This window comes from Streptomyces sp. NPDC033177, from assembly GCF_055577715.1.
On the sequence record NZ_JBVIPS010000002.1, the window covers coordinates 43,814 to 58,574 of the forward strand.

Annotated in this window: 16 protein-coding genes; 7 read left to right on the plus strand and 9 right to left on the minus strand. The window is 72.4% G+C overall.

All coding sequences use genetic code 11. From position 1 onward, the window contains the following. The first annotated feature begins 26 nt into the window (after positions 1-26). The 7 genes from ACZ5U5_RS06205 to ACZ5U5_RS06235 all read left to right on the plus strand — a co-directional run bounded on the left by ACZ5U5_RS06205 (position 27) and on the right by ACZ5U5_RS06235 (position 7,810). Complete coding sequence (locus ACZ5U5_RS06205; RefSeq protein WP_469017094.1) at positions 27-1,016, plus strand: ADP-ribosylglycohydrolase family protein; 990 nt, start codon at positions 27-29, stop codon at positions 1,014-1,016. A 77-nt stretch (positions 1,017-1,093) separates the two neighbouring features. Then, positions 1,094-2,305, plus strand: a complete 1,212-nt coding sequence (locus tag ACZ5U5_RS06210) for an ADP-ribosylglycohydrolase family protein (RefSeq protein ID WP_469019294.1) — start codon at positions 1,094-1,096, stop codon at positions 2,303-2,305. Further along, a complete protein-coding gene (locus ACZ5U5_RS06215; protein ID WP_469017097.1) occupies positions 2,265-3,428 on the plus strand; it encodes an ADP-ribosylglycohydrolase family protein in 1,164 nt (387 codons plus the stop codon). Before ACZ5U5_RS06210 ends, ACZ5U5_RS06215 begins: the two co-directional genes overlap by 41 nt. Beyond that, the gene (locus ACZ5U5_RS06220; RefSeq protein ID WP_469017099.1) at positions 3,425-4,864 is read left to right on the plus strand and encodes an ADP-ribosylglycohydrolase family protein; all 1,440 of its coding nucleotides are present in this window, start codon (positions 3,425-3,427) and stop codon (positions 4,862-4,864) included. The genes ACZ5U5_RS06215 and ACZ5U5_RS06220 overlap by 4 nt, the downstream gene beginning before the upstream one ends. Beyond that, the gene (gene rbsK, locus ACZ5U5_RS06225) at positions 4,861-5,784 is read left to right on the plus strand and encodes a ribokinase (RefSeq protein WP_469017101.1); all 924 of its coding nucleotides are present in this window, start codon (positions 4,861-4,863) and stop codon (positions 5,782-5,784) included. The genes ACZ5U5_RS06220 and rbsK overlap by 4 nt, the downstream gene beginning before the upstream one ends. After that, on the plus strand, positions 5,781-6,968 hold the full coding sequence (locus ACZ5U5_RS06230) for a CaiB/BaiF CoA transferase family protein (protein WP_469017103.1): 1,188 nt from the start codon (positions 5,781-5,783) through the stop codon (positions 6,966-6,968). The genes rbsK and ACZ5U5_RS06230 overlap by 4 nt, the downstream gene beginning before the upstream one ends. Next, positions 6,965-7,810, plus strand: a complete 846-nt coding sequence (locus ACZ5U5_RS06235) for an HpcH/HpaI aldolase/citrate lyase family protein (RefSeq protein WP_469017106.1) — start codon at positions 6,965-6,967, stop codon at positions 7,808-7,810. Before ACZ5U5_RS06230 ends, ACZ5U5_RS06235 begins: the two co-directional genes overlap by 4 nt. A 66-nt stretch (positions 7,811-7,876) precedes the next feature. On the opposite strand, the gene lgt is transcribed toward ACZ5U5_RS06235, so the two are convergent. The 9 genes from lgt to ACZ5U5_RS06280 all read right to left on the minus strand — a co-directional run bounded on the left by lgt (position 7,877) and on the right by ACZ5U5_RS06280 (position 14,760). After that, complete coding sequence (lgt, locus tag ACZ5U5_RS06240; protein ID WP_469017108.1) at positions 7,877-8,839, minus strand: prolipoprotein diacylglyceryl transferase; 963 nt, start codon at positions 8,837-8,839, stop codon at positions 7,877-7,879. A gap of 111 nt (positions 8,840-8,950) precedes the next feature. After that, complete coding sequence (locus ACZ5U5_RS06245) at positions 8,951-9,727, minus strand: DsbA family protein (protein ID WP_469017111.1); 777 nt, start codon at positions 9,725-9,727, stop codon at positions 8,951-8,953. Between the two features lie 62 nt (positions 9,728-9,789). Then, entirely contained in the window at positions 9,790-10,605 is an 816-nt protein-coding gene (gene trpA / locus ACZ5U5_RS06250; protein WP_469017113.1) for a tryptophan synthase subunit alpha, read from the minus strand. Continuing rightward, positions 10,602-11,888, minus strand: a complete 1,287-nt coding sequence (gene trpB, locus ACZ5U5_RS06255) for a tryptophan synthase subunit beta (RefSeq protein WP_469017116.1) — start codon at positions 11,886-11,888, stop codon at positions 10,602-10,604. The genes trpA and trpB overlap by 4 nt, the downstream gene beginning before the upstream one ends. Positions 11,889-11,988: 100 nt before the next feature. Continuing rightward, positions 11,989-12,210 (minus strand): tryptophan biosynthesis modulator TrpM, encoded by a 222-nt coding sequence (gene trpM, locus ACZ5U5_RS06260; protein WP_469017118.1) that lies wholly within the window; start codon positions 12,208-12,210, stop codon positions 11,989-11,991. 9 nt (positions 12,211-12,219) lie between these two features. Further along, complete coding sequence (gene trpC / locus ACZ5U5_RS06265) at positions 12,220-13,029, minus strand: indole-3-glycerol phosphate synthase TrpC (RefSeq protein WP_367040889.1); 810 nt, start codon at positions 13,027-13,029, stop codon at positions 12,220-12,222. 184 nt (positions 13,030-13,213) lie between these two features. After that, entirely contained in the window at positions 13,214-13,657 is a 444-nt protein-coding gene (locus tag ACZ5U5_RS06270; protein ID WP_469017121.1) for a DUF2752 domain-containing protein, read from the minus strand. 95 nt (positions 13,658-13,752) lie between these two features. Beyond that, the gene (locus ACZ5U5_RS06275; protein ID WP_469017124.1) at positions 13,753-13,989 is read right to left on the minus strand and encodes an HGxxPAAW family protein; all 237 of its coding nucleotides are present in this window, start codon (positions 13,987-13,989) and stop codon (positions 13,753-13,755) included. 102 nt (positions 13,990-14,091) lie between these two features. Beyond that, positions 14,092-14,760, minus strand: a complete 669-nt coding sequence (locus ACZ5U5_RS06280) for a TIGR02234 family membrane protein (RefSeq protein WP_469017126.1) — start codon at positions 14,758-14,760, stop codon at positions 14,092-14,094. Position 14,761 lies beyond the last annotated feature (1 nt).

The window sequence follows — 14,761 nt, forward strand, 5'->3', positions numbered from 1 at the left end:
ACGTCTCGGCACCATGGAGGCACGGCATGACGAGCTCGACCGGTGTGACAGGAGCGATCGGCCTGGGAGAGCGGGCGCGCGGCGCCCTTCTCGGCCTCGCGGTCGGCGACGCGCTGGGCGCGCCCGCCGAGAACATGAAGCCGTCGGAGATCCGCCGCCGTTGGGGACGCATCACCGGATACGTCGCCGAGCACCCCTGCGGCACGGACGACACGGAGTACGCGATCTTCTCCGGGCTCCTCCTGGCCCGGCACGGCTCCGCGCTGACCGTCGCGGATGTCGAGGCGGCCTGGCACGAATGGATCGCGGACCTCGACGAGGGGCCCTTCAGGGGCGCGGGGTTCAGCGAACGCGGCACCCTGGAGAACCTGCGCCGGGGCCTCGCCGCGCCCATCTCGGCGCAGCACCGGCACGCCTGGAGCGACGGCCTCGCGATGCGGGCCGCCCCGTTCGGGGTCTTCGCCGCGGGGCACCCCGCCGAAGCGGCCCGGCTCGTGGCGATCGACGGCTCCGTCAGCCATGACGGCGAGGGCATCTACGGCGGGCAGGCGGTGGCCGCGGGGGTCGCGGCGGCGATGGGCGGGGCGCCGGTGGATTCCGTGGTGACCGCGGCCCTGTCCGTCATCCCGGAGGACTGCTGGACCTCCCGCTCGCTGCGGCGGGCGGTGGCGGCGGCTCCCCGGGGCGAACGCGCGGTCCGCTCCGCGGTGGTGATCGGCGGCTACCCCTGGACCGACCTCGCCCCCGAGGCGGTGGGGCTCGCCTTCGGGGCGTACGCGGCGGCCTCCGGGGAGTTCTCCGGTGCGGTGCTCACCGCCGTGAACATGGGGCGGGACGCGGATACGACTGCCGCTGTGGCTGGGGCGCTGGCCGGGGCGTCCTGCGGGGTCTCGGCCATCCCCCCGCCCTGGGCGGCGGCGATCGGTCCCGTGCGGGGCAGCTGTCTCCCTTCCATGCGGGGCCACCACGTGCTGGACGTGGCGGAGTTGCTTGTCTCTGACCTGGGGGTCTCATGACCGCCGACAAGCAGGCAGCCGATGCCCTCGCTGTGGGCAGGCGTTCCGCAGGGCGGAACGGGTGGGCACAGCCCTTGATGCCGAGTGCGGATCAACGAGGCGTCCAGCAAAGCGAGGCGTCCGCAAGCCACATCGAGGGCTTGCTCCTGGGCCTCGCGGCGGGCGACGCCGCGGGGTGGCCGGCCGCCCGCCACAGAGCCGCCCGCATGCCCGAGTGGACACGAAGACTCACCCGCGAACTGGACACCTTCGCCGAGCAGAACGCCACCACCACCCTCCCCGTCCCCATCGCGCTCAACCAGCCCCCGGAACCCCTCCGCCTCGGCCCCTCCGACGACGCCGAATGGGCGGCCTTCGCCGCCGAGTCACTGCTCCGCGCGGCGGACGGGACCCTCGACCCGCAGCTGTCCCGGGACCGCCGGGTCCGCGCGGCCCTCGACCTCGCCTGGAACACCCTCGCCAGCGAAATCGCCGCGGCGGCGGCCCGAGCCCCCGAGGTCGAATCAGCTGTACTCCCCCTGCGCGCCCGCATCTCCGTACGGGCGGGCCTCGGCAACCTCGCCACCGGCCTGCGCCCGCCCGCCACCGGCCACGACAACCCCCACTTCTTCGACGACGCCGCCTGCGTACGCGCCTGCGTCCTCGCCCTCGTCCACCCCGGCGAGCCCGAACAGGCCGCCGCCCTGGCCGAGTTCGACGCCCGTTACTCCCAGGACGGCGACGGCGTGCACGGTGCCCGCGCCATGGCCGCGGCCATCGCCGCGGCACTCGGCGGCGCGGACGTCGACGCCACCGTGGACGCCGCTCTCGCCCAGCTCCCGGAGCACACCGAGATCGGCCGCAACGCCTGGCACGCCGTCAAGCTCGCCCGCAGCCAGGCCGAGGACGGCGCCTTCGGTCTCGTCCCGCTCCTGGAGCACCAGATCGTCGACCACGTCTACAGCTACGGCATCGCCGCCGCCGAGACCGTCCCGGTCGCCCTCGCACTGACCACCGCGGCCCGCGGCCGCATCCGTGACGCGGTCCCCGCCGCCGCCTGCCTCTCCCGCGTCGCCGACTCCGCCCCCGCCCTGGCCGGCGCCCTGACCGGGGTGCTCGGCACGGCGACGGCCATCCCCGAGGCCTGGCGCGACGCCTGCCGCACCCTCTCCGGCTGCGCGCTCCCCCGCCTCGCGGGCACCGACCTGGTGGAACTCGCCGGGCACCTCGCAGCCACAGAACTGACCGCCCCGGGAGGACAATTCCGACATGACTCCATCAATGGAACCGACGGGCCCGGATCTCCCTGACCGCATCACCGCCTGTCTGGTGGGAGCGGCGGTCGGCGACGCCCTCGGCGGCCCCGTCGAGGGCTACTCCCCCGAGCAGATCGTCGAACGGCACGGCGGCCGCGTACACGGCATCGTCGGCCCCTGGAACGGCGACCAATGGCGCACCGCCCGCCCCATCGCGCCGTACCACAAGGGCGACGGACACGTCACCGATGACACCTTGATGACGCACGCGCTCATCCGCGTGTACGCCACCGTCCGCGACCACCTGGACGCCTACGCGGTCGCCGACCACCTGGTCCCCGACCTCATGACGACCCCGCGCTGGATCCCGGAGCTGGAGACGGAGGCCATCCCCCTCCACCGCGTCTTCCTCGCCGAGAAGTGGATCGTCGCCCGCATCCACTACGGGCACGTCGACCCGCGCGAGGCGGGCACGGGAAACATCGTCAACTGCGGCGCCGCGATGTACATGGCCCCGGTGGGCCTGGTCAACGCGGCGAACCCGGAGGCCGCGTACGCCGAGGCCCTCGATGTCGCGGGCGCCCACCAGTCGTCGTACGGACGTGAGGCGGCCGCGGTCTTCGCGGCGGCGGTGGCGGCGGCGTGCGCGCCGGGCGCGACACCGACCTCGGTGATCGACACCGCCCTCTCCCTCGCGAAGGACGGCACGCGGGCCGCGATCGAGTCGGCGGCCGAAGTGGCCGCCCACCACACGGACTTCGAGTCGGCGCTGGTCCCCCTCCGCACCGCCGTCACCCCCTTCGACACGGTCGGCCAGGACTACCGCGCCCCCTCCCTCGGGGCCCGCCGCCCCTCCCGCGTGCACTCCGTCGAGGAACTCCCGATCGCCCTCGGCATGCTCCTGGTGGGTGACGGCGACTACCGCCATACAGTGCTCGGCTCGGTCAACTACGGCCGCGACTGCGACTCCATCGCCACCATGAGCGGCGCGATCGCCGGCGCGCTCGGCTCGGAGGCGCCGGCCGAGTGGTCGAAGACGGTCGCGGAGGCGAGCCGCCTGGACCTGCACGCCCCCGCGGCGACGCTCGCGGAGGTCACCCAGGAGATCTTCACCCGCGACGTACGCCGCCGCCGGGCCCACGAGATGGCATACGCGGCCCTGACGGCCACCCCGTGATCCGCCTCACCTGGGTCCAGCCGGAGGACTTGATCGGCCACGAACTCCGCCAGTCGGAGGAGGAGGGCAAGGACGTAACGTCGGCACGCACCCGCTGGCTGACAGCAGGCGGCCACTTGGCCCCAGCCAGAGCGGGCGCGTCCCCGACACCACCTTCCCCACAGCTACGGGCTTTGGCGGAAGAGCTACTGACCGAGCTGTCCCAGCCGCCCGCGTTGTGGGCAGGCGTTCCGCAAGGCGATGGGGGTCCCCCCGCTCGAACGGAGTTGAGAGTGGGGGAGGGTGGGCACAACGCCACCCACCGACCCGCACCGGATGACAAGGCCCCGCTGCAGGCGGTTTCGGGAAGGGGCGGGCTAGGGGAAAAGAACGCCCTACGTCACCGCCTACACGCCGCCTGGCTAGGCAGAGCCGCAGGCTGCCTCCTGGGCAAACCAGTGGAGAAGCTCCCCCTCAACGCCATCCGCAGCCTCGCCAAAGCCACAGGCAACTGGCCCCTGACCACCTGGTTCACGGAAAGAGGACTCCCCCCGGAGCTTCGGGAAGCCCACCCCTGGAACAAACGCTCCGCGAACACCTCCCTCGCCGAGAACATCGACGGCATGCCCGAGGACGACGACCTCAACTACCCCCTCCTCAACCTCCGCCTGCTCCAACGCCACGGCAAGGACTTCACCACCACGGACGTGGCAAGGCTCTGGCTGGACGAGCTCCCCGCGGCCCGCACCTTCACCGCCGAACGCATCGCCTACCGCAACCTCCTCAACGGCATCGAGCCCCCGCACACCGCCACCCACCACAACCCGTTCCGCGAGTGGATCGGCGCCCTGATCCGCGCCGACGTCCACGGCTGGACGAACCCCGGCGCCCCCGGGGCCGCCGCCGACCAGGCTCGCCGCGACGCGAGCCTCAGCCACACCGCCAACGGCGTGTACGGCGCGATGTTCGCGGCGGCCACCATCGCCGAGGCGGCGGCAGGCACCGGGGACGTGCACCACTGCCTCCGCGCGGGGCTGACCGTCGTACCGCAGGACTCACGCCTGTCCCGCGCGATCAACCACGGCATCCAACTGGCAAGCAGGACACGGCACTTCGACCACGTCGTGGACGACCTGCACGCCACCCACGGCCACCTCCACTGGGTACACGTCATCCCCAACGCCGCCCTCCTGGCCGCCGCCCTCACCCACGCCGACGGCGACTTCACCGGCTCCATCACGCGCGCGGTGTCCGGCGGCTGGGACACCGACTCGAACGGCGCCACCGCGGGCTCGATCGCGGGCCTGCTCGCGGGCCACCCGGACGCGCTGCCCGACCGCTGGACGTCCCCGCTCAAGAACCGCCTGACCAGCTCCGTCCCCGGCTTCGACGGCACCGGCTTCGACACCCTCGCCGACCTCACCACCGAACTCGCCCAGGAGAGGCCCCATCCATGACCCACATCGCCGTGCTCGGCAGCACGAACATGGACCTCGTCGCGTACGTCACAAAGGCACCGCAGCGCGGAGAGACCGTCACCGGGCGCGAGTTCCGTACGCTCCCCGGCGGCAAGGGCGCCAACCAGGCCGTCGCAGCGGCCCGCGCGGGCGCCGACGCCGTGTCGATGATCGGCGCGGTCGGCGCCGACGCCTTCGGCACCCAGCTGCGCAGCGCGCTCGAACACTCCGGCGTCGACACCGACCTGCTGCGCACGGTGGACACCGCGGCCACCGGCACCGCGCACATCGTGGTCGACGACGAGGGCGGCAACGCCATCGTCGTCATCCCCGGCGCCAATGGAACCCTCACCGCGCTCGCCCCCGGCGACGAGGGCCTGATCACCTCCGCCGACACCCTCCTGCTCCAGCTGGAGATCCCCGTGGAGGGAGTGCTCGCCGCCGCGCAGGCCGCCCGCAGGCACGGCGTGCGCACCATCCTCACCCCGGCACCCGCCCAGCCCCTGCCTCCCGAACTCCTGGACTCCATCGATCTGTTGGTGCCGAACGAGTACGAGGCGGCCACGCTCACCGGCCTGACCGATCCGCACGACGCCGCCCGATCGCTCCTCTCCCAGGTCCCCGAAGTCGTCGTCACGCTCGGCTCGCGCGGCAGCCTGTACGCGGCCAGGGGCGCCGAGCCGGTCATGGTCGAGGCCCCGCACGTCACCGCCGTGGACACGACCGGCGCGGGCGACACCTTCGTCGGCACCCTCGCGGTGGCGCTCGCCGAGGGCGGCTCCGTGCGGGACGCGCTCACCTGGGCTTCGTCGGCCGCCGCGCTCTCCGTCCAGCGGCCGGGGGCGTCGGCGTCCATGCCGTTCCGCTCCGAGATCGACACCCAGGCGAACGGCTCCCGGACGAACGGCACCGCGTCATGACCGCGCCCCTCAGTGGTCTCCGCGTCCTCGACCTGGCGACGCTCTTCGCGGGCCCGCTCGCCGCCACGATGCTCGGCGACTTCGGCGCGGAGGTCATCAAGGTCGAGCACCCGAGCAAGCCCGACCCGTCCCGTGGGCACGGCCCGTCCAAGGACGGCGTCGGCCTCTGGTGGAAGATCCTGGGCCGCAACAAGCGCACGATGACCCTCGATCTCTCCACCCCCGGTGGCCGCGACACCCTGCTGCGCCTGGCCGCAACGGCGGACGTGGTCGTCGAGAACTTCCGTCCCGGAACCCTGGAGAAGTGGGACCTTGGCTGGGAGGAGCTGAGCGAGGTGAACCCCCGCCTCGTCCTGACCCGCGTCACGGGCTTCGGGCAGTTCGGGCCGTACTCCCGCCGCCCCGGCTTCGGCACCCTCGCCGAGGCGATGAGCGGGTTCGCCGCGATCACCGGCGAGCCCGACGGGCCGCCTACCCTGCCGCCCTTCGGCCTCGCCGACTCGATCGCGGGCCTCGCGACGGCGTACGCGGTGATGACGGCGCTCGCGGCCCGCGACCGGACGGGCAAGGGCCAGGTGGTGGACATGGCGATCATCGAACCGATCCTCACGGTCCTCGGCCCGCAGCCCACCTGGTACGACCAACTGGGCCACGTCCAGCCCCGCACCGGCAACCGCTCCACCAACAACGCACCCCGCAACACCTACCGTACGGCGGACGGCAGTTGGGTCGCCGTCTCCACCTCCGCCCAGTCGATCGCCGAGCGCGTGATGCGCCTGGTGGGCCGCCCCGAACTGATCGCCGAGCCCTGGTTCGCGACGGGCGCGGACCGCGCGGCCCACGCGGACGAGCTCGACGGGGCGGTCGGCGCCTGGATCGCCCTGCACACCCGCGACGAGGTGATCGAGGCCTTCGAGAAGGCGGAGGCCGCGGTCGCCCCCATCCAGGACGTACGCGACGTGATGACCGATCCCCAGTACGCGGCCCTGGACTCCGTCACCACGGTCGACGACCCGGAGCTCGGCCCGCTGCGCATGCAGAACGTCCTCTTCCGGCTCTCCGAGACCCCCGGCTCGATCGGCTGGGCGGGCCGCCCGCACGGAGCGGACACCGAGGGTGTCCTGGCCGAACTGGGCCTGACGGAAGGGGAGATCGCCGGCCTTCGCAAGGAGGGCGCCTTGTGAGGAACAGGGCGAGGGACACGCCTCTCACCTGGCTGTACGCACCCGGAGACCGTCCCTCCGTCGTGGCGAAGGCGCTGCTGGCGGGCGCCGACGCCGTCATCGTCGACCTGGAGGACGCGGTCGCGCCCGACCGCAAGGAATACGCGCGGGCGGCGACGGCCGAGCTGCTCTCCGAGACCCCCGCCGTCCCGGTCCACGTCCGCGTGAACGCCCTGGACGGCCCGCTCGCCGAGGCCGACCTCGGGGCGATCGCGCACCTGCCAGGGGTGTCCGGTCTGCGTCTGCCCAAGGTGACTTGCCCCGCCGATGTCGTGCGCGTCGCGGAACGGGCGGCTCCGGCGGACGGCGGCGCCCCCGCCCTGCACGCCTTGATCGAGTCAGCGCTCGGCCTGGAGCACGCCTTCGCCATCGCCACCGCGCACCCGGCCCTGCACGGCCTCTCCCTCGGCGAGGCCGACCTCCGCGCGGACCTGGGAGTACACGAGGAGGCGGGCCTCGACTGGCCTCGCTCCCGCGTGGTGGTGGCGGCCAGGGCCGCGGGCCTCGCACCGCCCGCGCAGTCGGTGTACGCCGACATCCGTGACATCGAGGGCCTGACGGCGTCCTGTGCGCACGGCCGTGCCCTGGGGTTCCTTGGACGCGCCGCGATCCACCCCCGCCAGCTCCCGGCCATCGAACGCGCCTACCTCCCCACCCCGGAGGAGATCGACCACGCCGAGCAGATCGTCAAGGCGTCCACGACGGAGGCGGGCGCCCTGGCGCTCCCGGACGGCACGTTCGTGGACAAGGCGGTGGTGGACGGCGCGCGGCGGGTCCTGGACCTGGCGCGGCGGCGTCCATAGCGAGGGGGCCGCCGGATCGGTGATCCGGCGGCCCCCTCGACGTACGAAGCGGAGAGCGTCAGCGCGTCAGCCCTTCTTGGCGGACTCGGCTCCGTCCTTGTCCGCGCCCTTGTCCTTGTCCACGTCCTTGGACAGGTCGGCCTTGGCCTCGTCCTTGTCCTTGTCCGCGGCCTTGTCCTTGGGCGACGCGTCGTCCGACGACGCCTCGTCCTCAGGCACGGGCTCGACGATCTCCTCGCGGCCGGGGTGCTTCTTCGCGGAGAGCACGAAGTACACGACGGCGAGCACGAACACCGCGATGGCGGTCCAGACGTTCAGACGCAGGCCGAGCACGTGGTGCGCGTCGTCGACCCGCATGTACTCGATCCAGCCGCGCCCGGCGCAGTACGACGCGACGTACAGGGCGAACGCCCGGCCGTGGCCCAGCTTGAAGCGGCGGTCGGCCCAGATGACCAGGAAGCCGACGCCGATGCACCAGAGGGACTCGTAGAGGAACGTCGGGTGGTATGTGCCGGGCACCCGGCCGTCCTCCGCCGACGTGATCTCCAGGGCCCACGGCAGATCCGTGGCCTTGCCGTACAGCTCCTGGTTGAACCAGTTGCCCCAGCGGCCGATCGCCTGGGCGAAGGCGATGCCGGGGGCGAGGGCGTCGGCCCAGGCGGGCAGCGGGATGCCGCGCCGGCGACAGCCGATCCAGGCACCGACCGCGCCGAACGCGATCGCGCCCCAGATCCCGAGGCCGCCTTCCCAGATCTTGAAGGCGTCCACCCAGTCACGGCCCTCGCTGAAGTACAGCTGGTAGTCCGTGATCACGTGGTAGAGACGCCCGCCGACGAGGCCGAACGGCACGGCCCAGACGGAGATGTCGGCCACGGTGCCTGGGCGGCCCCCGCGAGCGATCCACCGCTTGTTGCCGAGCCAGACGGCGACGAAGACGCCGATGATGATGCAGAACGCGTAGCCGCGCAGCGGAATGGGTCCGAGTTCGACCACACCGCGCGACGGGCTGGGAATGAAGGCAAGGTCCATGGCAGGTCCGACGCTACCGTGCCGGGTGGTGCCCAAGGCAACCAGCCCGGCTACGTCTCCATAACAGGACGGCCGGGCGGGGCTCCGGGAGAGCCCCGCCCCGAGGGGCGGTCAGCCCCTGTTGGCTTCCTCGACCTTCGCCTTCAGCTTCGCCGGGGTCAGCGGGTTCTTCTGGTCCGCGAAGATGTTCTTGCCGTCGAGCAGCACACTCGGCGTGCCCTGCAGGCCCGCCTCCTGGAATGCCTTGTTCGACTTCTGGGCCCAGCTGTCGTGCTTGCCGTCGTCCACGCACTTCTTGAAGGTGTCGTTCACGAGCCCGTCCACCTTGCCCGCGAGCTCGATCAGCTTGCTGTTCTTGCTGAACGCGTCGTCCGTCTCCGCGGGCTGGTTCATGAACAGCACGTCGTGGTACGGGGTGAACTTCCCGGCGTCCTGGGCGCAGGCGGCCGCGTTGGCCGCGCGCAGGGAGCCGCTGCCGCCCATGTTCCCGTCGATGATCGACGCCAGGTGATACTCGACCTTGAGCTGGCCCTTGTCGGTGAGTTCGTGGATCGTCTTGCGGTACACGTCCTCGAACTGCTTGCAGGCGGGGCAGCGGAAGTCCTCCCAGATGGTGAGGGTGGACTTGGCGCCGGCCTTGCCGACGGGGATCGCGAGCTGATCCTCGCCGGTCGCCCCCTTGGGGACGGACAAGGGGCCCGAAGTGTCCTTGTCGTCGCCCGAGTTGGCAGCGACCAGACCTGCCACGGCGGCGAGCGCGAGCACGCCCACGACGGCGGCACTCACGATCAACACCCTGCGCCGCTTGTCCCGCGACTTCTGCCGCTCTCGCTCTTCCGCCAGCCGGTCGCGGGCAGCGCGCTTTTCCTCACGGTTCTTCTCGCTCACACCCCGCCAACGAACCGGGGAGGCGCGAGCAGCCTCCCCGGTCCCAGGTCCACCCGTACGAGTTACGCGTTGCCGCGAACTCCTTGCGCGAGATCACTCGCGAGCGCGCGGACGGCGTCCAGTCCTGCCGCCTCGTCCTCGGCGTCCAGCATCCGCTGCACGAACGCCGACCCGACGATCACGCCGTCGGCGAAGCCGGCGACCTCGGCGGCCTGGCGGGCGTTGGAGACCCCGAGGCCGACGCAGACCGGCAGCTCGGTGGTGGCCTTGGTGCGCCGCACCAGTTCCTGCGCCTGCTCGCCCACGGACTCACGGGTGCCCGTGACGCCCATCAGGGACGCCGCGTAGACGAAGCCCGAGCCGGCCGCGGTGATGGTGGCGAGCCGCTCGTCCTTGCTGCTCGGCGCGACGACGAAGACCGTCGCGAGGCCGTGCTTCTCGGCGTGCTCCCTCCACAGGCCCGACTCCTGGACGGGCAGGTCGGGGAGGATGCAGCCCGCGCCGCCCGCCTCGGCGAGTTCGGCGGTGAAGCGCTCGACGCCGTAGCGGTCGATGGGGTTCCAGTACGTCATGACGAGCACCGGCTTGCCGGTCGCCTCGTACGCCTCGCGCACCGTGCGCATCACGTCGGCGATCTTCAGGCCCGCCTTGAGCGCGATGTCGTCGGCGGTCTGGATGACGGGGCCGTCGAGGACCGGGTCGCTGTGCGGGAGGCCGACCTCCACGACGTCGGCGCCGCCGTCGAAGACCGCCTTGATGGCCGCGATGCCGCCGTCCACGGTCGGGAACCCGGCCGGGAGGTAGGCGATGAGGGCGGAGCGCCCCTCGGCCTTGGCGGCCGCGAGGGTGTCGTCCAGCAGACTGATGTTGCCGCTCACTTGGCGTCCCCCTCGATCTCCGCGGCGCCGTTGCCCGCGTCCGCCTCGACGGCGGCGTCCGTGTCGTACAGGCCGAAGTAGCGGGCGGCCGTGTCCATGTCCTTGTCGCCGCGGCCGGACAGGTTGATGATGATCAGCCCGTCCTTGCCGAGCTCCTTGCCGACCTCGAGGGCCCCGGCGAGCGCGTGGGCGCTCTCGATGGCGGGGATGATGCCCTCGGTGCGCGACAGGAGGCGCAGGGCCTGCATGGCCGCGTCGTCGGTGACGGCGCGGTACTCGCCGCGGCCGCTGTCCTTGAGGTAGGCGTGCTCGGGGCCGATGCCCGGGTAGTCGAGTCCGGCGGAGATCGAGTAGGGCTCGGTGATCTGCCCTTCCTCGTCCTGGAGGACATACGACCGCGAGCCGTGCAGGATGCCCGGCTCTCCGGCTGTCAGCGTGGCCGCGTGCTCACCGGTCTCGACGCCGTGGCCCGCGGGCTCGCACCCGATGAGCCGCACGTCCGCGTCCGGGATGAAGGCGTGGAAGAGGCCGATGGCGTTCGAGCCGCCGCCCACGCAGGCGACGGCGGCGTCGGGGAGTCGGCCCGCGCGCTCCAGGATCTGGCGCCTGGCCTCCACCCCGATGACGCGGTGGAAGTCGCGCACCATGGCGGGGAAGGGGTGCGGTCCCGCCACGGTCCCGAAGAGGTAGTGCGTGCGGTCGACATTGGCGACCCAGTCGCGGAACGCCTCGTTGATGGCGTCCTTGAGGGTCCTGCTGCCGGACTTCACGGCGATGACCTCGGCGCCGAGCATGCGCATGCGGGCCACGTTCAGGGCCTGGCGCTCGGTGTCGATCTCGCCCATGTAGATGGTGCATTCGAGGCCGAAGAGCGCACAGGCGGTGGCGGTGGCGACGCCGTGCTGTCCGGCGCCGGTCTCCGCGATGACGCGGGTCTTGCCCATGCGCTTGGTGAGCAGGGCCTGGCCGAGCACGTTGTTGATCTTGTGCGAGCCGGTGTGGTTCAGGTCCTCGCGCTTGAGGAAGACCCTGGCTCCGCCGGCGTGCTCGGCGAAACGGGGGACCTCGGTGAGGCTGCTCGGGCGGCCGGTGTAGTTGACCAGGAGGTCGTCGAGCTCTCGGGCGAACTCGGGGTCGTTCTTGGCCTTGTCGTACTCGACGGCGACCTCGTCCACGGCGGCGACGAGGGCCTCCGGGATGAACTTGCCGCCGAACGCACCGAAGTAGCCTTCGGCGCTGGGGACTTGACCCTCGGGGTCTGGGTGGAAGTACTCGCTGGACATGCCTCTACCTCACATGGCGGGAATGGGTGATCTGCGATGCGATCGCCCCCGCCAGGGGCGCGGGGAACTGCGCGAGCAAGCCCCACCGGGGTGAGGACGGCTACGCGCCGTGAAGGGCGGACGATTCGTCCGGCCGACGCGACGCCGTGGCTGGTCGCGCAGTTCCCCGCGCCCCTGACGGGGCGCTCGGCCATCGCATCCCGTTCACCTGACCCGGTTCATCGCCGATGACGTACCGCACCCTGCGGCCATGCACACGCCGCGCCGGCGCCCGGCAGCCGCGAGGGCGGCAACCGGGTGCGAGGCGGACGGCGATGGACATGGGAGGTGGTCAGCTCCGCCCGTGACGGAGGGCGGGGTGCGCGCCCGCGGCGACGAGGTCGGAGACCGCGCCCTTCGGGTCGCGGCCGGTCACGAGGGACTCCCCGACCAGGACCGCGTCGGCGCCGGCGTTGGCGAACGCGATGAGGTCGTGCGGTCCGCGCACACCGGACTCGGCGATCTTGACGACGTCGTCCGGCAGCTCGGGCGCGACGCGCTCGAAGGTGGAGCGGTCGACCTTCAGGGTCTTGAGGTCGCGGTTGTTGACGCCGATGATGCGCGCGCCCGCGTCCACGGCCCGCTCGGCCTCGTCCTCGTCGTGCACCTCGACGATCGGCGTGAGGCCGATCGAATGGGCGCGCTCGATGAGCGACTCCAGGGCGGGCTGCTCCAGGGCGGCCACGATCAGCAGGACGAGGTCGGCGCCGTACGCCCGCGCCTCCCACAGCTGGTACGAGGTGACGATGAAGTCCTTGCGGAGCACCGGGATGTCGACCTTGGCCCGGACGGCCTCCAGGTCGGCGAGCGATCCGCCGAAGCGGCGCTCCTCGGTGAGCACGGAGATGACGGCCGCGCCGCCCGCCTCGTAGTCGGCGGCGAGCCCGGCCGGGTCGGCGATCGCGGCGAGCGCGCCCTTGGACGGGCTGGAGCGCTTGACCTCACAGATGACCTTGACGCCGTCGCCACGCAGCGCGGCGACCCCGTCCTTGGCCGCAGGAGCCTTCGCCGCGCGCTCCTTGAGCTCGTCGAGGCTGACGCGCGCCTGCCGTTCCGCGAGGTCGGCACGGACTCCGTCGATGATCTCGTCGAGCACACTCACGCGAGCGGCCCCCTTCCCTGACGGTGAAGCTGCTGGTTGAACCTCAGGCTGTTCGGCTGCCTCATCCGGCATTCCGATGGTCACTGCGATGGTATCCGCAGGAGGGCGAAGGCCTCGCATCCGGTTGACGCCAGTCCCACGTCCTGGACACCCGCCGACCCTGCTGCCTGGGCTTTCTCGGCATTCAGGGATGCAGCCATGCCCCGAACGGCAGATTGCGCACGAGGGTGAAAACCGCGATCAGCACCCCGAACCCGTACAGCTGTGCGGGCCCCAACGCGATCCGCAGGCGTCGTCCGCGCACCGCTCGGGCCGTCCAGAGGGTCCACAGGACCGCGAAGACGCCGTACCCGACGACGGCCAGCGCGTTGGCGCCGAGTGCCGTGGTGAGGTCGCCGTGGATGAAGGCGTGCGCGCTGCGCAGACCGCCGCAGCCGGGGCAGAAGACGCCGGTGAGCTGCAGCAGCGGGCAGGCGGGGTAGTGGCCGGGGTCGTTCGGGTCGACCGTCCCGACGTAGGCGAAGGCGGCGATCACCGAGCCGAGCACGCCGACGGGCACGGCGAGACGCCGCAGTGCGGGGACGGCGGAGGGTGCCGCGCTCTCGGGTTCAGCGTTCACCCGATGCATTGTGCCCTTCGGCGGCGGCCTGTGCCCGGCGGGGAAACGCGGGAGGAGGCGGACCCGGCGCCTGCCGGGTCCGCCTCCTCGTACGTCGGTGGGGCTCAGCCCTCGGAGTGCGCGAGCCGGCCCTGCGGCTGCGACTGCCGGGGCTTCGCGCCGAGGCCCGCGGCACGCATGGCCATGCCCACGACGCCGCCGACGGCGATGATGACCATGCCGGCCCAGAAGCCCAGCGGGTTGGCCATCACCATGAAGGCACCCGATACGCAGAAACCGATGAAGGCGATGGTGACACCGGTCCAGGCGGCCGGGGTGTGTCCGTGGCTGCTGCCCGCCATGACTTGCTCCTCGTTGCTGTATGCGTGGTGGTGATGCGTGGGGTGAGCCGAACGCTCACCGCTCCATTGTCCCGTACGCGGGCGGGTGCCCTGAGCGCGGGGTCATGCCTCGCGCGTCGGGTCCTCGCCGCGGTCGAGGGCCTTCCACAGGTCCTCGGGACGGTCCGGGTCCACCTTGGGCGCCGTGCGCGGGCGCGGCGCCCCGTCGCGTTCGTAGCGCCCCGACATCGCGGGCCAGTTGCGGCCGTACGTCAGGGCGAGCAGCCCGGCAATCATGATCAGCGCGCCCGCGGCGGCCGCTGCGTACGGCCAGGCCGTGTGGCTGAGATCACCGATCGTGGCGGCGGCGTCGCCGGAGGTCTCGGCGGCCTTCTCGTCGAGCGCGCCGCTGTCGTCGGCGGCGAGGAGGGCGGCGGCCACCATGCCCGCGCCGCTCAGCGCGAGCAGCAGCGAGACGAGCATCCGCCCGGCCCTGCGGACGGCGAAGACGGCGACGAGCGCGGCGAGGCCCACTATCGCGAGGGCCGCGGGCACGCCCGTGACGTCGCTGCCCGTGGCGCTCAGCGGCAGGTCGCCGCCCGCCACCGAAGCGGTGCCCTTCGCCCAGGTCTGGCGGGACGCGAGCAATGCGAGGGCCGCGCCGACCGCGCCGGACAGCAGGGCGACGGCGATGCTGCGGCGGCCGCTGCGCTGGGCCCGGGTCTCGGGCTGAGCGTCGGCATCGGCGGCGTCGGCGGCCTGGGTGCGGGGCGGAGGTACGGCAGAAGTCACC